A 15826-nucleotide genomic window follows, 5' to 3' on the forward strand; every position below is an offset into this window, starting at 1 on the left:
GTCCCACGCCACTGACACCGAGAACGCCGTGAAGTGGCCAACGGCGGGCGACCGACTGCACGGTGGGCGCTCGGCGCATCACCGGAACCTCCGCCGAAGGCGCGTCATCGAGCCAAGACACGTCGCGGGCCGCCCTCTCGTCCAACGTTGCTTTCCGAAACTCGACCCGAGACTCCCAACCACAGGCTCCTGCCTGCGTGGGAGATTTGCCCTCCGCGCTGGAAGGTTGAGCACTAGAGTGCGGCGGGCTAGGAGCAATCAAAGCAGAATGCATAGCGGGGCAGTTCAGATTTCTTCGAGAATGGCGGGCGGGTGATCATAAATGAACGAGTGCCCGAACTGTCACGTCCTGGTGCTGAGTTCTTCCTGCACGCAGTGCGGGTGGAGCATCGACGGCTCATCATCCACATCAACGCCGTCGCATCTCGCCGAGGTCGAGAACCCCGCCTCCTACGACTGGCTGGGAAGCGACACGCCGGTGGTGTGGGAAGCTCGGGACTCGTCGTCGCGCTACGACGCAGAACCTCCCGCGATTGAGCGCGCCGTGGCGTCACCGGTGCCCGCCGGCCACGATTCAGGTGTCATCGAGGAGGCCGGCGGCGGAGGCGGCTTCTTCGCCAAGTTCTCACCTCTGAGGATGTCCGGACTCGTGGTGCAGGTCGACCAGCCGCGTAGCGAGACCGTCAGCCTTTCCGGACACAAGGCCGCCCAGATGGCCGCGAGCGGATGCCTGACCGCGCCATTCCGGGCGATGGGCATACTGATGGGCATATTTTTCGCGCCGCTGCGCTTCCTGATGATCCCCTCGATGATGTTCCGTGGCCCCCAGGGACCAGACCAACTTTCGATCCCGATCAACACCTTCTTGCTCCAGACACACAGCGGCGACAGCGTGGAGTGCATGCTGCGCGGCGAACTGCGTGGTGGCTCACTTCGGCAAGGCGACGAAGTGGACGTCGAAGGACGCCTGAGTCGTCACGGCGTCCTCACCGTCTCGTCCATGGTCAATGCCCGCACCGGCGCCACAACGACCGCTTACGTCGATCCGCGAGCCAGGGGTGGGAACCTGCGGGCCGTGCTCATGGTCGTCTTCCTGATCCTCGTGATTTGGTTCCTAGTGAGCGCCTTCTGATGGCCACGACAGGCCTGGATGGGACCGCTGCCGAACGCGCCGCTGAGGAAGCCGAGCGGCAAGTCGAGCAAGAGCGCATCGCGCACGAGCAGATTGAGCAAGTTGACCCCAACACGGAGAAGTCCTACGTCGACCAACCCGAGAGCGAGTTCCGGCGCCAGCACGCCGAGCAGTTCCTGGAGCCAATGAACCGGGTCAGCGAGAAGGTCGAACCGCACACTGCTCCGGAATATCTGGTCGAGCGTGTGAACCCCGACTACGCCACAGACGAGTCGTACCGAAGCAACTGCGCGGACTCCGCCCGGTGCTTCGAGCGGTCGTGGCGCGGCAACATCGAGGAGGCCGCTGGCCGCGCCTATGAGGTGAACTCCCAGCACGACTCCGACCTGCCGGGGCTGTACGTCGGCGGCGAGCCGAGCGCGATGACGGAAGAGTGGGCCGGCCGGGACATGCGAGGCATCCTCGAACCGACCGATCTCAGGGAGGAACTGCAAAGGGAAGGCCATGGCGGCAGCGCCATCGTCCACACTCGGTGGATAGACGAGTCCGGGCACCCGCAAGGTCACGCGTACAACGTGGTCAACGACCACGGGCAGATCAAAGTCGCCGACGCCCAGACTCACGAGGTGTTGCCCTTTGATGATCAATCCGTGCGACCCGGAATCTCACCGATCAGCAAGCACCAGGTGCTCGTCTGGGACGCGAAGGGGCGCCCCGTTGAGTAGTCAGCAACTTTCAGAGGCGGACGCTCGCCGCATCTTGGCTCATCTTGGCAGTCCCGCCCAGGACGCAAGCAGATACGGAGCGCACCGATACGACCTCGGCTGGATCTTCAGTTGGGCGGTGGCCGATGTCGAGCTGCCGATGGGTGAGGCGCCGTGGATCGTCACCGACGCAGGCGCTGCCAAACGCGTCCTGATCGGATGGGACTCCCTCGCATTCCTGCGCAAGACTGCTGAGGACGAGTCCTCGTGACTAGCGCGCTTGATCGGATCGTTGGCGTTCACGCCGGACGCAACGGCAACCCGACGGAGATCCTGAAAGAACTGGCGTTGGGGCCGTACTCAGACCGAACCTGCCATCCCCCGATGGACGACTTCGGACGTCCATGGCTGCGCCTGACCGCGCTACCCAAGCACGATCCTCAGAAGACGGGGGCCCTTGAGCGGGGCTTGGCAGCGTTCGCAGGCGTCCCTCGTGAGCTGCGGGTGCGGATAGGACAATCAGCATCTGGCGAGACATCGGTGCATCTCACCGCTGCCGACGACCCGACCATCGAGCAAGCGCGAAGGATGCTGACGCCGTTCTACCGAGTCGCGGTGGATGAGCGGGCTCCGGCATTGGTCGGCCCCAAGGGCGCAGGTGTGATTTTCCGTCTCCAAGCAGACCAACTGCAACTGGACTACAACCAGCGAGTCCCAGGCTCGCTCTTGGAACGGCTCTCCGCCGTCCGAGGCCCTTGGAGTGTCGACCTACACCTGCGCGGGCTACGCCAGTACGAGTTGATGGACACCCGCGAGCACGCCGGCGAGATCGCCGAACAGGCGTCTGGCCAAGTCACCGCCTCTCTCCAACTCTCTGCGGTGGAGTCAGTCACGCAGGTCTCCAGTGAATGGCAGCGAATCGTCAACTGGATGAACCTGATCCAAGGCCACCTCACCGAGTGCGGATCGCAAGGTGGATGGGCCGTCTCAACCTGGGCCACGGCGCCCAACGACGAAACCCTCAACCGAGTGCTAGGCGCGCTGCACGGCGGCGTACACGACAGGCAAGGACGCCAGTTCTGGGCACACGACCTCGACTTCGGACAGACCGCACCACCGCCGATCTCGTTGCTCTCAACGCGCGACGTAGCCGGGCTACTGCAATCGCCGCCCGTGTCCACGCCAGGCCTGCTCGTTCAGGACGCACCGCCCCCGCACCGGAGACCGGACACCTCTTCGGCTTCGATCACTCTCGGCACCTACTCCGGCACGGACTTGGACGCCCGAGTCGGCATCGCTGACCTGGAAGGACACGCCTTCGTCACAGGCACCACGGGATCAGGCAAGAGCACAACACTCCACCGCCTCATCGTCGACGCCTGGAACCAGCACGGTGTTCCGTTCCTCATCATCGACCCGGTCAAAGACGACTACTCCGACATGGCTGGCGTAGTCCGAGGTGGGATGCGCCAACTCACCGGCCGTGCCTTGAGCCTCAACCTCCTGGCCGCGTGGCCCGGCGAAGACCAGGTGGAGCACATCGCGCGCGTCGCACAGGCGTTCAAGGGGTCGTTCGTCATGCCGTCCCCGACGCCCTACGTCGTTACTCAACTGTTCGATCGCCTGACGGAACTCCCAGACCAGGGGCGCGGAAGCTCTCTGTTCGATGTTCGGGGGCTTCTGAAGGACACCGTTGAGGATCTGGGCTACGCCGTCGAAGCCCGCCTGAACATCGAGGCTTCACTGCGCACGAGACTCAACCTCCTGCTGGCGCCGTCGCGGGCCCACCGCTTCTGCTGGGCAGACTCCGATCTCGTCGCCAATCTGTTCAGCCAACCCACGGTCGTCACCCTCGCTGACATTCCTGATGACGAGGAGCGCAGCTTCATCGTGCTGGTGCTCGCACTTGCGACATGGGCCAACGCGAAGCACCACCGTGGAGGTAACGCCGTCCGACACCTCCTCGTGCTGGAAGAAGCGCACCGCGTACTCCCGGAACTTGGCCCTTCTGATGCCGCCGGCGAGGGCGGAACGGCGCAGCGAGTTTCCTCTGAGCTGTTGGCCGCGATGCTCGCGGAGGTTCGGTCCTACGGGCAGCAGGTAGTTGTCGTCGACCAAAGCCCGGCCAAGGTCAGCTCCGAAGTCATCCGAAACACGAATCTCAAGATCTGTCACCGGATCACCCACCCCGACGACCAGAAACTGATGGCTGGGGCGCTCGGCATGGAAGAGATCGAACTCCAGTCTCTCGGATCACTCGCGAGGGGCGAAGCGGTCATGTCGACCCGGACGCAGCCGACGCCGCAAACAATCTCCGTTTCCCCGGCGGCTCGCGCGTTCGAGGCGGAGATGACCTCGCTGACCGCTGAACCGTCCCCGTGGCCCTGCGGGTGCATATCCGCAACCGAGCACTACAGGGCATGGAACGCTCAAGATCAGGCCGCGCGCATCATGGCGCTTCCTGTCGGCGCGCTCTACGCCACGGCTGGCCTTTCGTCCGAGTTGCGTTCACGCAGCACGGACGACCTGAAGACTCTCGCATTGGAGGTGGGCACCAATCCCCAGTGCCTCGCCTGGTGCGGAATCCGGAGGATCGTCACCACGCAGTTCCAGTTCAACGAACTCGCCGAGGCGTCCCAAGACGGCTCCCTGGCCAACCTGTTCGAAGCATGGTCCAACGCCAGGGACCGCGCATCAGGAACGACCCCTACTGGCGCACGCGCCATTGCTAACGCCGTTTACCCCGCCGACCAGTTCCCACTTTCCCAACTACGCGGCACTCGGTGGGACGAAAGTCTCCTCGACGTCATCAACTGGGCGAAGGGGCAACTCCTTGAAGTGTCGCGACTCGTTGACGCACCTTTCGCGCGCAGCGTGCTGACTGCTGGCATCCGTGAAGGTGTTCGCGATGCCCAGCTCCAGAGCGGCGTCGCGGACGGAATCGCACGCCGCGCCGGGCTCGCAACGTAGTTCTCGACAGCGAGGCGGTAGACGGCCCGACCTCGGTTCATGCTTCGAACAGGTCCGTGGAACGACTGGCTCTGATCAACCGATGCAATCGGCCAAGGCGTTGCAGGCTCAGCGGTCTAGACCAGCGCACTGATCGTTCGAGCTCTGAGCCAGAGCGCCAGTATCAGAAGTTGATCATGTGGCCGACAATGCCCTCCACGGCCTCCTTGACGGCCTCGCCGAGGGTGGGGTGGGCGAAGACGTTGCGGGAGACCTCGTCGGCGGTGAGGTCCCACTTCTGCGCGAGGGTGAGGACCGGGAGGAGCTCGGTGACGTCGGGGCCGATCATGGCGGCGCCGATGATCTCGTTGTACTTCGCGTCGGCGATCACCTTGACGAAGCCGACGCCCTCGCCGAGGCCCTGGGCCTTGCCGTTGGCCGAGAACGGGAACGTGGCGGTCTTGACGTCGTAGCCCTTGTCCTTGGCCTGCTGCTCGCTGTAGCCGAACGAGCCGATCTGGGGCTGGCAGTAGGTGGCACGCGGGATGAAGTCGATCTCGACCGGCATCGTCTCCTCGCCGGCGATGACCTCGGCGACGACGACGCCCTGGGCCTCGGCCACGTGGGCGAGCATCATCTTGCCGGTCACGTCGCCGATGGCGTAGACGTTCTCGACGTTGGTGCGGCCGTACGCGTCGGTCTCGATGGCGCCGCGGTCGGTGGTCTTCACGCCGACGGCGTCCAGGCCGTAGCCCTCGAGCCGCGGGGCGAAGCCGAAGGCGGCGAGGAACTTGTCGGCGGTGAGGGTCTGCTCCTCCCCGCCACCGGCCGGCGCGACCGTCACCGTGACCGAGGAGCCGTCGTCGACGACCTTCTGCACGGCGGTGGAGAGCAGCACCTTCACGCCGAGCTTCTTGTAGTGCTTGAGGAGCTCCTTGGAGACGTCGGCGTCCTCCGTGGGCACCATCCGGTCGGCGTACTCGACGATGGTCACGTCCACGCCGAAGTTCGCCAGGACATAGGCGAACTCCACGCCGATCGCGCCGGAGCCGCCGATGACGATCGAGCCCGGGAGCTGGTCGGTGAGGATCTGCTCCTCGTAGGTGACGACGTTCTCCGAGATGCTCACGCCCGGCACCAGTCGCACGGTGGCGCCGGTGGCGAGGATCAGGTTGTCGAACGTGTACGACGTCACCTCGCCGTCGTGGCCCTTCACGTCGATCCCGGTCGGGCCGGTGAGGGTTCCCCAGCCGTCGATCTCGGTGATCTTGTTCTTCTTCATCAGGTAGTGGACGCCCTTGACGATCCCCGCGCTCACCTGACGCGACCGCTTGTGGGTCGGGCCGAAGGACATCGTGGCGTCGCCCTCGATGCCGTACTTGTCCTTCTCGTGCGTCAGCGTGTGCGCCAGCTCGGCGTTCTTGAGCAGCGCCTTGGACGGGATGCAGCCGACGTTGAGACACACGCCACCCCAGTACTTGTCCTCCACCACGGCGACGGACTTGCCGAGCTGGGAGGCGCGGATGGCGGCGACGTAGCCACCGGGGCCAGCGCCGAGGACGAGGACATCGAAGTGGGTCACGGCCCAAGCCTAGTCCCGCGTGGGGAGGCGGCTACCGGGGCATCCCGATGCGCAGGATCTCGCTCACGGGCCGGCGTGTGGAGCGTGCCACGCGGTAGCCCGGGGCGGGGTGCCCGGCCGCGATCAGCATCACGACGTTCTCGTGCTCGGGGATCGCCGCCAGCGTGCGGAGGCGGTTGGTGACGCCGTTGCGCCGCGACCAGTTGAGGGGAACCGTGCCGAGGCCGAGACCGTGCAGGGCGAGCATGAGGGTCATGGCGAAGAGGCCGCCGTCGATCCATCCCTGGTTGCGCTCGCGGACGTCCTCGAAGGCCCGGATGTCAAAGGTGACGACGAAGAGGCCGGGGACCTTCTCCCGGAAGCCGCGCGACCCCTGGTGCTCCGAGAGGACGCGGGCGATGTCGGCCGGGTCGTCGAACCAGTAGGCGCGGAAGCCCTGCCGGTTGCACACCGAGGGCGCATGGCTGGCCAGCCGGACCGCCTCCTCGACCATCGCGCGGTCGACCGGGCGGGCGTCGAAGTCGCGGATGCTGTGCCGCGAGGTGATGAAGGTGGCGAGCGTCTCCGGGTCGAGCGGGTTGGTCGGCAGCGACTCCCCGAGCGGGGCGACGACGTCCTCGCGCACCTGCTCCGCGTTCCACCGCTCGAGGGCGGTGAGCACCGAGCGTGCCTCGGCCGGGTAGATGAACTCCTCGTCGAGCGCCGGGTTGGCGAGCGCACGCGTCAGGACGGGGATCGCGCGGGTGCCGAAGGGGCGCTTGGTGCCCGGCATCGAGAAGCCCTTCTCGATCCGGTGGTAGTGCCGCGTCGTCGCCGCGTCGAGCTGCATCCCGGTCATCTCGGAGAAGCGCTCATCGCCGCCGGACCGGATCATGTGGGCGAAGTAGCGCTCCGCGTCGAGCCGCATCTCCGCGAGGAGCTCCTCCCACGGCGAGCGCTCAGTGGGCTCGGACTCCCTCTTCCACCAGCGTCGCATCGCCCCGCATCGTAACGGATTTGTAGGCTTCCCTGTCGTGACGCTGTACGCCGCCTATGGGGCCAACATGGACCCCGCCCTCATGGGCGTCCGGTGCCCCCATTCGCCGCTCCGGACGACGGGCTGGCTGATCGGCTGGCGGCTGACGTTCGGCGGCGAGGAGCACGGCTGGGACGGCGCGCTGCCGACCATCGCGGAGGACCCGGCCGCGCAGGTCTTCGTCGCCGTGTACGACGTCACGCCGGCCGACCAGCGGGTGCTGGACGAGTGGGAGGCCATGGACACCGGGCTGTACCGGCGTACCCGGATCCGCGTCTCCACCCTCGCGGGCGAGGAGCTGGCGTGGGCCTACGTGCTCGACGCGTGGGAGGGCGGGCTGCCCTCGGCTCACCTGCTGAGCGTGCTGGCCGACGCCGCCGAGGCGGCCGGCGCTCCCGAGGACTACGTGACGGCGCTGCGTCATCGGCCCTGTCGCTCGACCGGCCTCTGATCGCGCTCCGGACGCACGAGCGGCCAGGCCGCCGCGGCCACGATGCCGCCGACCGCGACGACGACCAGGCTCCAGACCACCGCGTTGACCGCCATCAGCTCGAGGCCGTGGCGCCGGTAGAGCACCGCCGCGACAAGCCCCGCGAGGATGCCGACGGCGACGACGCCGGCCTGGATCGCGGGCCCGACGCGGTGGGGCTGCACCGGGCGGTGCGGCGCCTGCCCACGGAGCCAGAGGCCCGCGGCCGCCAGGACCACCGCCATCCCGAGGATCCCGCAGCCGAACTGCGCCCAGTGGTAGCCCCAGTCCGATCGCGGCCCGATGGTGTGCCACTCGTGGAGCCATGCGATCCGGCGTACGCCCCACCGGTCGGCGTGCGTGAAGGAGTCCCAGATCACATGGGTGGCCGCGCCGACGGCCGCGGCCAGCGGGGTGAGCACCTGCTGCCGCCGGGTGATGACGCAGTGCGGCGCCAGCCGCCCCCGCACCCAGGCCGGTGACATGGCGACGAGGGCGTCGCGCAGCCAGTGGAACCACACCAGCGCCGCCCCCACCGCCATCGCCGTGTCGAGGGTCGGGACCGACCACCAGCTGTGCGTGAGGCTCATGCCGTGCGCCCCGAAGAGGAAGAGCGGGACATCGGGCGCCATCGAGCCGAGCACCAGGCCGGTCATCGGCAGGCCGGTGCGCCGTAGGGGCAGCACGGCGGCCGGATGCGCAAGGGTGATCGGCATACGCTCCAGAGTAGGGGCGGCTCAGGGTACGGTTCGGCAGGTGACCGATGCCTACACCGCCGCCCAGGACGCCGCCATCCGCCTCGCCGAGCTGACGGGGGTGGAGCGCCACGACGTCGCGCTCGTGCTGGGCTCGGGGTGGCTGCCCGCCGCCGACATGCTGGCCGAGGCCGGCGAGCTGACCGCCGAGATCGAGCGGGCGGACCTGCCCGGCTTCTCCGCCGCCGCCGTCGCCGGCCACTCGGGCAAGATCCGGTCGATCCGCATCCCGGCCGCCGACGGCTCCGACCTGAACGTGCTGGCCTTCCTCGCGCGCACCCACTACTACGAGGGCAAGGGCGTCGAGGCGGTCGTCCACCCGATCCGTACGGCGGCCAAGGCCGGTGTCTCGAAGATCGTCATCACCAACGGCTGCGGCGGCCTCAACAAGGCCTGGTCCCCCGGCACCCCGGTCCTGATCAAGGACCACATCAACCTCACCGGCGCCTCGCCGCTGGTCGGCGCGAACTTCGTCGACCTCACCGACCTCTACTCCTCGCGCCTGCGCGGCATCGCGCGCGAGCTCGACCCGAGCCTCGACGAGGGCGTCTACGTGCAGTTTCCCGGCCCGCACTACGAGACGCCCGCCGAGGTGCGGATGGCCGGCGTCATCGGCGGCGACCTCGTCGGCATGTCCACCGCGCTCGAGGCGATCGCCGCCCGCGAGGCCGGGATGGAGATCCTCGGGATCTCGCTGGTGACGAACCTCGCGGCGGGCATCTCCGACGCCCCCCTGTCGCACCAGGAGGTCATCGACGCGGGCCGCGAGGCTGCCACGCGCATGGGCCGTCTGCTCGCGACCATCGTCCCGCGCCTCTAGAGGAGTCGGGCTCCTCACATCGCCACCCGCCGTCGCACCTGCGTGCGACGGCTCCTTGTGCTGCGGTCTTGACCGGTTGTCAGGAAACTCTTAACGTTCCTCTCGTCGAACTTAGGGTTGCCTTGCCTAATACTCCCGAGTTTGGCGACGAGGCCCGGTGGGCCGGGGTGGCTCCCCGTGGAAAGAGCGCCACCCCGGCAGCACCGCCGCCTCGTGTTTGCGACACGCGAATGCACACACGACACATCGGCGACAGGGCCGATGGCGATTATGCCGAAAGGTAGGACATCGATGTCCGCAATCCTCCCCACCCCTCGCTCCGCCCGCTGGCTCACACGAGCCACCGTGGCCTGCGCTGCGCTCATCGCCGGATCGACGCTGGCGCCGACCGCGGCCGAGGCGAGCACCCCCTCCCCCGTCAGCTCCGTGACCTGGAACCTGCGCACCAGCTGGGTCGACTACCTCACCAACCCGGCCTGGTACGGCTACACCGGCCAGGGCTCCGTCGCCGTGACATCGAGCAACGGCGGCACCTCCACAGCCGGCTCCCCCGACACGAGCTGGTCCTTCGGGATCGGCTTCACCCCGACCAACTACGCCTACGACTACGCCTTCGACGTCGCCTCCGACTCGGGCTCACCGCGGACGGTCGTGCTCGAGGGCGGCCTCGACTTCGACATGAGCGCCCACTCGATCGACATCTCGCTGTCGGACCTGAAGATCCAGGACAACTCGTCCGGACCGGAGCAGCTCCTCGTGGACGCCAGCTACGTGCCTGTGGGCGGCACTGAGCAGCATCTCTACGACACCGCGGCGTTCGAGATCTCCGAGACCGCGACCAGCGGCCTCTACACGGTGACGCTGACCGAGGACGGCGCCGAGATCTTCAACGGCGGCAGCAACGGCAGCTACGCCGAGGGCGACGCCTTCGGCTCCGTCGCCTTCAGCTGAGCTTCAGCCGGGTCCATCCCCGCTGAATCCGGGTGGTGCGCGCGCTTCGTCCGCACTCCGCAGCCGTTCCACACCGCGCGCACCACCCACCCTCCGATCCCCTCACGCTTCCCCGCATCCACCGCCCACTCCTCCACCCGAGAACGCAGGAGACCAGCACCATGCCCCATCTCATCCGGAAGCGCTGGAAGCGCGGCGCACTAGCCTCGCTCGTCGTCTCCGCCCTCTGCCTCCCCGCGGCAGCGAACGCAGCCTGGACCGGGCCCGACACTCTCTCGGAGGATCCCTCCGACGACCCGAGCGCCCTCTCCAGGCTCAGCTCGGACCTGGCGGTGGCCTCCGACGGCTCGGCGTGGTTCACCTGGGTCGCCTCGACCGAGAAGGGCTCCTACAGCTCCGCCGCGACGTACTGGATCTACGCCTCGCACCGCGACGCCGGCGGAGCGTGGGAGGCGCCCGCACTGCTGAGCACCTTCGACCGTGCGGCCGGCTCGCAGTACCCCACGGCGAGGAGCGTGCAGATCGACGTCGACGGCGCCGGCCGGCCGACCGTCGCCTGGCCCGTCCTCAGCGGGTCCGCGGGCAACAACCCACCGACCTCCGTCGCACTCACCACGGTGGCGCTCGGAGCAGACGGCTCCTGGAGCTCGGCGGCGACGGTCGGCACCAGTGCCCTGACCTCGTCGACCTCTCCGACCAGCGTGCCGCCGGCCCTGGACGTCAACCCGGACGGACAGGCCGCCCTCGCCTGGCCCGCGGGCGACGGAGTCCACATCGTCCGCCGAGCGGCGGACGGAACCTGGGGCACCGAGACCAGCGTCGAGACGTCCAGCAGCACCCAGCCGCTCGACACCGTCGGACTCGGCTTGGACCAGGAGGGCCGTGCCACTCTCGCCTGGCGCAGCTACGACGCAACCGCCTCCGCCTGGGACGTGAAGGCGCGGACCCAGAACAGCAGCGGCTCCTGGGCCGGCGATGCCGTGACTCTGGCCGAGGACGTGCCCACGGCGCGGCGCACCTCGATCGCCGTCGACACGAGCGGTGCCGCCGTGGCCACGTGGGGCAGCAACGACGGCGCCAGGGCGGCGGTCCGTCTCGCCGGTGCCGCCGTCGGGGTCTGGAGCACGCCGCACGAGCTCAGCACAGGCACGACGAACGCCGTCGGCGCCGACAGCGCCCTCACTGCGGGCAAGGGGGTGCCGTCGGCAGCCTTCGATCCCTACGGAACCGCCAGCGTGACCTGGCCGGAGATCACCGACACCGACTCGCGGGTCGAGGTCGCCACCGTCGCACCCGACGGCACCTGGGGCGACCCGGTCGTGGTCGGCACGAACACCACCGACAACCCCGTGGTCGCGCCGCTGATCGCCTTCGGCGAAGGGGGGCGCGCGACGGCGGTCTGGACGCGTGCCATCACGGTCAAGGTGGTCGCTCCCTCGGTCATCTTCACGGGAGGCGAGGTCTTCGTCGCCACCCGTGACGACCGCACGGCCGCCTGGAGCGCCACCACGACGTACACGCAGCCGGACAACAGCTCGGCGGCCGGAGACACGACCGTGACCGGCCTCGCCGCGGGCGCCACCTACTCCCTGGCCGGAGACGTCCTCGGGGATGCCAGCGTCGGCTGGACCGCCTACTACGCCGGCGTCACCACCGGAACGATCCTGCCCGCCACCATCTCCTCCACGGCCACACGGTCGACCGGCGTGGAGTGGACGGCGCGCGGCGTCGGCGGGAGCAGCAACGTCAAGTCGTGGCTCAACTACATCAAGACGGATTGGGCCAGCGGCGGCACCGCCTGCCCGAAGGGACTGCACGGCATCGAGGTCGGCGACGGAGCCAGCCTCCCCTCCGACACCGACGACACGTCATGGCGCTTCACCCAGACCGGCGCCTACGAGAACGCCGCCGGGAAGACGGTCGTGCAGTACCAGGGCACACTGCGGTGGGTCCTCGAGGCCCACTGCATCGACATCAAGATCACCAACCCGCGCCTGGAGATCGCGAACGACGGCCTGAGCGCACGGCTCTACGCCGACGGCGAGACCTCGGGCTCGATGTCCGACGCCCAGGCCGGGAATGCCGAGCAGGTGCCGTTCACCAACGTGCGCGTCCTCGACATCGATCTCAGCCACTCCGGCCCCCGCACCGACGGAGACACCAACGCCTGGGCGTTCGCTCCCGCGACGCTCAACGCAGCCTTCGCGAGCAAGGCCGGGCTCGACCTCTACAGCGGGAGCGCGTTCGGCTTCCTGACCGTCGTCGCGCCGAGTGAGCTCAAGACGGCGCCCGCGGCGACGCTGACGGCTCCCCCGAGCTCCTACGGCGCCCAGGCCAGCGCGACGCTCAGCATCCCGGGGGCGACCGGCACGGTCACGCTCGCCGGCGCCGGGTCGACCCAGACGGCCGAGCTCGCAGGCGGCACGGCGAGCTTCACCCTGCCGGCCACCCTGGCCGTCGGCAGCTATCCGCTCACGGCGACCTACGCCGGCGACGCCACCCATCTGGGCACCACCGCCACGGCGACGCTCACCGTGTCGCCCGCGACGGTCCGCGTGACCACCTTCAAGGTCGCGAAGAAGCCGACCTCGAAGAAGCGCGGGCTCGTCCGGCTCTCCTTCACCTCGGCGACCGGAGTGCCCGTCGCCGGCCGGGTCACGGTCACGCTGAAGAAGGGCAAGGCCCTCAAGCGGGTCACGGGGACCGTCACTCGCGGTGCCGCCACGGTGAGGCTGCCCAAGCTGAAGAAGGGGACGTGGAAGCTCACCGGGAGCCTCTCGCCCACGTCCGGCACCAGCGCCGTCACGACCAAGACGCTGACGCTGCGGATCAAGCGGTGATCGGCCGCCGAGGACACTGACGTCCTTCGTCCGTGGCGCGGACGGCCGGCATGACGCTCGTCGTCTAGAGTCCCGTCCGTGCCACGGATCCAAGCCGAGACCCTGCCCGAGCACCGCCTCCTGGTGTTCGAGCGGGTCTTCGGCGCGTTCTCGGCGCTGATGGGCGAGCAGAGCTACGACGCGATCACCATGGCACAGCTCGCCCAACGGGCCGGGCTCGGCCGGACGGCGATCTACCACCACTTCCACGACAAGGAGGCGGTCGTGGTCGCCTTCGCCGGCCACGAGACGGCACGGTACGTCGCACGGCTGTCCGAGCGGCTCGCCGTCGCCGACACCCCGTCGGAGCAGCTGCGGATCTACGTGCGCAGCCACCTCGACTCCGGCGAGGAGTTCCACATGGGCCTCGGCCCCCAGCTCTACGGCGTGCTGCCGGCCTCCTCGCTCGGCGAGATCCGGGAGCACGTGGCCGCGGTCGAGCAGGTGCTGGCGGAGATCCTGGTGGCCGGGCGCGACTCGGGCGAGTTCGTCGTCGACGACCTCGAGGCGACCATGCGCCTGGTCCACGCATGCCTGAGCCCGCGGCACGTCCCGCCGGAGACGATCGAGGCGTTCGTTCTCCGGGCGGTCGGTGCCGCGGGCTCAGAGTGAGAGGTCAGCCCCGGGTCACTTGACCTTGAGGCTGGTGGTCGAGCTCGACGCCTTGACGGCGGCGTTGCCGGCGTACGAGGTCGTGATCTTCCACGTGCCCTTGCCGAGCTTCTTGACCTGCTTCTTGGTCAGCTTGACGGTGGCCTTCCCGCCGCTGAGCGTGACGGTCTTGACGACCTTCTTCTTGCCCTTCTTGAAGGTGACCGTGAGCTTCCCGGTCGCCGCGGTGCCCAGCGAGTAGGTGACGGCCAGCGCCTTCTTGCTCGACGCCTTCTTCGGCACGGTCGGGGCGACGGCCGCGGCGAGCTTCGCCACGGTCACCGCGACGGTGGTGCTGGTGGCGTTGTACCAGGTCTCGTCCTCGGCGGGCGTGTAGGCGACGGTCCCGGTGTAGGAGCCGCCCGCGAGCGTCGCGGGGATCGTGAAGCTGGCCTTGCCGTCGGCCACGGCCACGGTCGTCGTGGCGCCGAGGCCGCTGATGGTCACGGTGCCCGCGGCCGGTGCGGTGATGCTGAGGACCGAGGACTGGCCGTAGGTGAGGCTCGTCGTGCCCGAGACCGCGGGAGCGATCGTGGACTTGAGCTTGTCGAAGTCGATCGCCAGCGGGGTCTCGCTGTCCTGGGTGGTCTCCGAGTGGGAGTGCGCGCGCCAGGTGTAGACGCTGTAGGACTTCGTCGGGTCCAGCTTGGTGCGGTCGATGGCGAAGGAGGTCGAGAATGCCCCGTCGACGATCCCGGAGTTGCTCACCCAGTTCGCGCCGGCGAAGTTCGCCATCGCAGCCTGCGAGGAGACATCCGGGAGTCCCCCGGACGGAGCCACGCCCACGTAGATGCCGTTGTTGGCGGAGCTGCTGCCGTCCGTCGGGCTGAAGTACGTGCCCGAGACGCTGACCGTCCCGGACCCGTCGCCGTAGGAGACGCTCGGAGTGACCGTGCGGAGCGAGCCGGTCGCGCTGAAGGCAGCGGGGATCTTGGCCGTGTTCCCGCTGGTGTTCCCGGTCCGGTAGAAGTAGACCGAGATGTCACTGCTCGACTCGACGTTGGTCCGCAGCGTGGTCACCAGGTTGATCGGCCACGAGTCGTAGTACGACGTGGCGCCGGGGTTGCCGCCGGTGTCCTTCGTCACGTCGGTCCAGTCCGGGGCCGCCGTCTGGAGAGCGAGGTTGCCGTTGTCGTCCACCGTGAGCGAGGTGATGTCGAAGTTGGCGACGGTCGCCTCCGTCGCGGCGAGGTCGCCGCTGGGCTTGTGGTAGGAGACCTGGGCCGTGAGCGCACCACGGGTCGCGGAGGTGATGTCGAGCTCGAAGTCGGTGAAGGTCACCGTCGACTTGTCGGCGACGAGCGAGCCGTAGTTGGCGAACGGGCTGTAGGTGACCGAGCCGGTGAAGTCGATCTCGCCGGTCGAGGTCGATGAGTCGAACGAACCCGAGCCGCTGCTGAGCGAGAAGCCCTCGGCCTTCGTGAACGAGTCGCCGGTCGCGTACGACGGCGTGGCCGTCGTCGGGTTCGTCGCCGCGACGTTGCCCGTCGTGGTGATGCCCCACGAGGCCGCCTGAGGCGCGAAGGTCCACGTCAGCGCAGCGTTGCTGACGGGGGTGGCCTCGGCGGCGTGGGCGGCGGGGGTTGCCGCGACGAACGCGAGGGCCCCGGCGCCGAGGGAGCCGGCTGCCAGGGCCGCGACCCTTCGGCGCATGGTGGTGGTGGACATGGTGTTTCCTCTCTTCATGCCAGCGGTCGCCGGCTCTCGGGATGGGGGGCGTGATCGGGGCGGGGTCGGAGGCGTCCCACCTCGAGGAGGACGAGGGCCGCGGCGATCAGGAGGAGGAGGGCGCCCGCGGCCCAGGGCCAGCGCGGGGCGTCCGCCGGTGCGGCGGTGGTCGCGGACCTGAGGGCGAGGACGGTCTCGACGGGATGGGCGGCAGAGCCGGCGGCGGTCGCGACGACGCCGGCGCCGGGCAC

14 protein-coding genes are annotated in these 15826 nt (G+C 68.7%); 9 read left to right on the plus strand and 5 right to left on the minus strand.

Features of this window, described 5'->3' with window-relative positions; genetic code table 11:
* The first annotated feature begins 322 nt into the window (after nt 1-322).
* The 4 genes from QM572_RS08895 to QM572_RS08910 all read left to right on the plus strand — a co-directional run bounded on the left by QM572_RS08895 (nt 323) and on the right by QM572_RS08910 (nt 4806).
* Nucleotides 323-1132 carry a hypothetical protein gene (locus tag QM572_RS08895; protein ID WP_415092182.1) on the plus strand — a complete coding sequence of 270 codons (810 nt, stop codon included), beginning with the start codon at nt 323-325 and terminating at the stop codon, nt 1130-1132.
* Entirely contained in the window at nt 1132-1857 is a 726-nt protein-coding gene (locus tag QM572_RS08900) for a toxin glutamine deamidase domain-containing protein (protein ID WP_415092184.1), read from the plus strand. The genes QM572_RS08895 and QM572_RS08900 overlap by 1 nt, the downstream gene beginning before the upstream one ends.
* Before the next feature lie 118 nt (nt 1858-1975).
* A complete protein-coding gene (locus tag QM572_RS08905) occupies nt 1976-2107 on the plus strand; it encodes a hypothetical protein (protein ID WP_415092186.1) in 132 nt (43 codons plus the stop codon).
* The gene (locus tag QM572_RS08910; RefSeq protein ID WP_415092188.1) at nt 2104-4806 is read left to right on the plus strand and encodes an ATP-binding protein; all 2703 of its coding nucleotides are present in this window, start codon (nt 2104-2106) and stop codon (nt 4804-4806) included. The genes QM572_RS08905 and QM572_RS08910 overlap by 4 nt, the downstream gene beginning before the upstream one ends.
* Before the next feature lie 163 nt (nt 4807-4969).
* Here the strand turns inward: QM572_RS08910 and lpdA are convergent, their stop codons facing one another.
* Entirely contained in the window at nt 4970-6367 is a 1398-nt protein-coding gene (gene lpdA, locus QM572_RS08915; protein WP_415092190.1) for a dihydrolipoyl dehydrogenase, read from the minus strand.
* A gap of 31 nt (nt 6368-6398) precedes the next feature.
* Entirely contained in the window at nt 6399-7343 is a 945-nt protein-coding gene (locus tag QM572_RS08920) for a nitroreductase family protein (protein WP_415092192.1), read from the minus strand.
* Nucleotides 7344-7380: 37 nt separating this feature from the next.
* Between QM572_RS08920 and QM572_RS08925 the strand changes: the two genes are divergently transcribed.
* Nucleotides 7381-7833: a gamma-glutamylcyclotransferase family protein gene (locus QM572_RS08925; protein ID WP_415092194.1), complete on the plus strand. Its 453-nt coding sequence runs from the start codon at nt 7381-7383 to the stop codon at nt 7831-7833.
* Here the strand turns inward: QM572_RS08925 and QM572_RS08930 are convergent.
* The gene (locus tag QM572_RS08930; RefSeq protein ID WP_415092196.1) at nt 7803-8567 is read right to left on the minus strand and encodes a DUF4184 family protein; all 765 of its coding nucleotides are present in this window, start codon (nt 8565-8567) and stop codon (nt 7803-7805) included. The two genes, QM572_RS08925 and QM572_RS08930, sit on opposite strands and share 31 nt — an antisense overlap.
* 40 nt (nt 8568-8607) lie before the next feature.
* Between QM572_RS08930 and QM572_RS08935 the strand changes: the two genes are divergently transcribed.
* The 4 genes from QM572_RS08935 to QM572_RS08950 all read left to right on the plus strand — a co-directional run bounded on the left by QM572_RS08935 (nt 8608) and on the right by QM572_RS08950 (nt 13868).
* Nucleotides 8608-9426 carry a purine-nucleoside phosphorylase gene (locus tag QM572_RS08935; RefSeq protein WP_415092198.1) on the plus strand — a complete coding sequence of 273 codons (819 nt, stop codon included), beginning with the start codon at nt 8608-8610 and terminating at the stop codon, nt 9424-9426.
* Nucleotides 9427-9717: 291 nt separating this feature from the next.
* Nucleotides 9718-10377: an HtaA domain-containing protein gene (locus QM572_RS08940; RefSeq protein ID WP_415092200.1), complete on the plus strand. Its 660-nt coding sequence runs from the start codon at nt 9718-9720 to the stop codon at nt 10375-10377.
* Between the two features lie 161 nt (nt 10378-10538).
* Entirely contained in the window at nt 10539-13217 is a 2679-nt protein-coding gene (locus QM572_RS08945; protein ID WP_415092202.1) for an Ig-like domain repeat protein, read from the plus strand.
* Between the two features lie 78 nt (nt 13218-13295).
* Nucleotides 13296-13868 (plus strand): TetR/AcrR family transcriptional regulator, encoded by a 573-nt coding sequence (locus tag QM572_RS08950; RefSeq protein ID WP_415092204.1) that lies wholly within the window; start codon nt 13296-13298, stop codon nt 13866-13868.
* Between the two features lie 15 nt (nt 13869-13883).
* Here the strand turns inward: QM572_RS08950 and QM572_RS08955 are convergent, their stop codons facing one another.
* Complete coding sequence (locus tag QM572_RS08955) at nt 13884-15575, minus strand: HtaA domain-containing protein (protein ID WP_415092206.1); 1692 nt, start codon at nt 15573-15575, stop codon at nt 13884-13886.
* Between the two features lie 14 nt (nt 15576-15589).
* Nucleotides 15590-15826, minus strand: a 237-nt coding sequence (locus QM572_RS08960; RefSeq protein ID WP_415092208.1) for a hypothetical protein, incomplete at its 5' end; no start/stop codon positions are given.

Origin of the sequence: Nocardioides sp. (assembly GCF_047607365.1) — a bacterium.
Lineage (GTDB): Bacteria > Actinomycetota > Actinomycetes > Propionibacteriales > Nocardioidaceae > Nocardioides.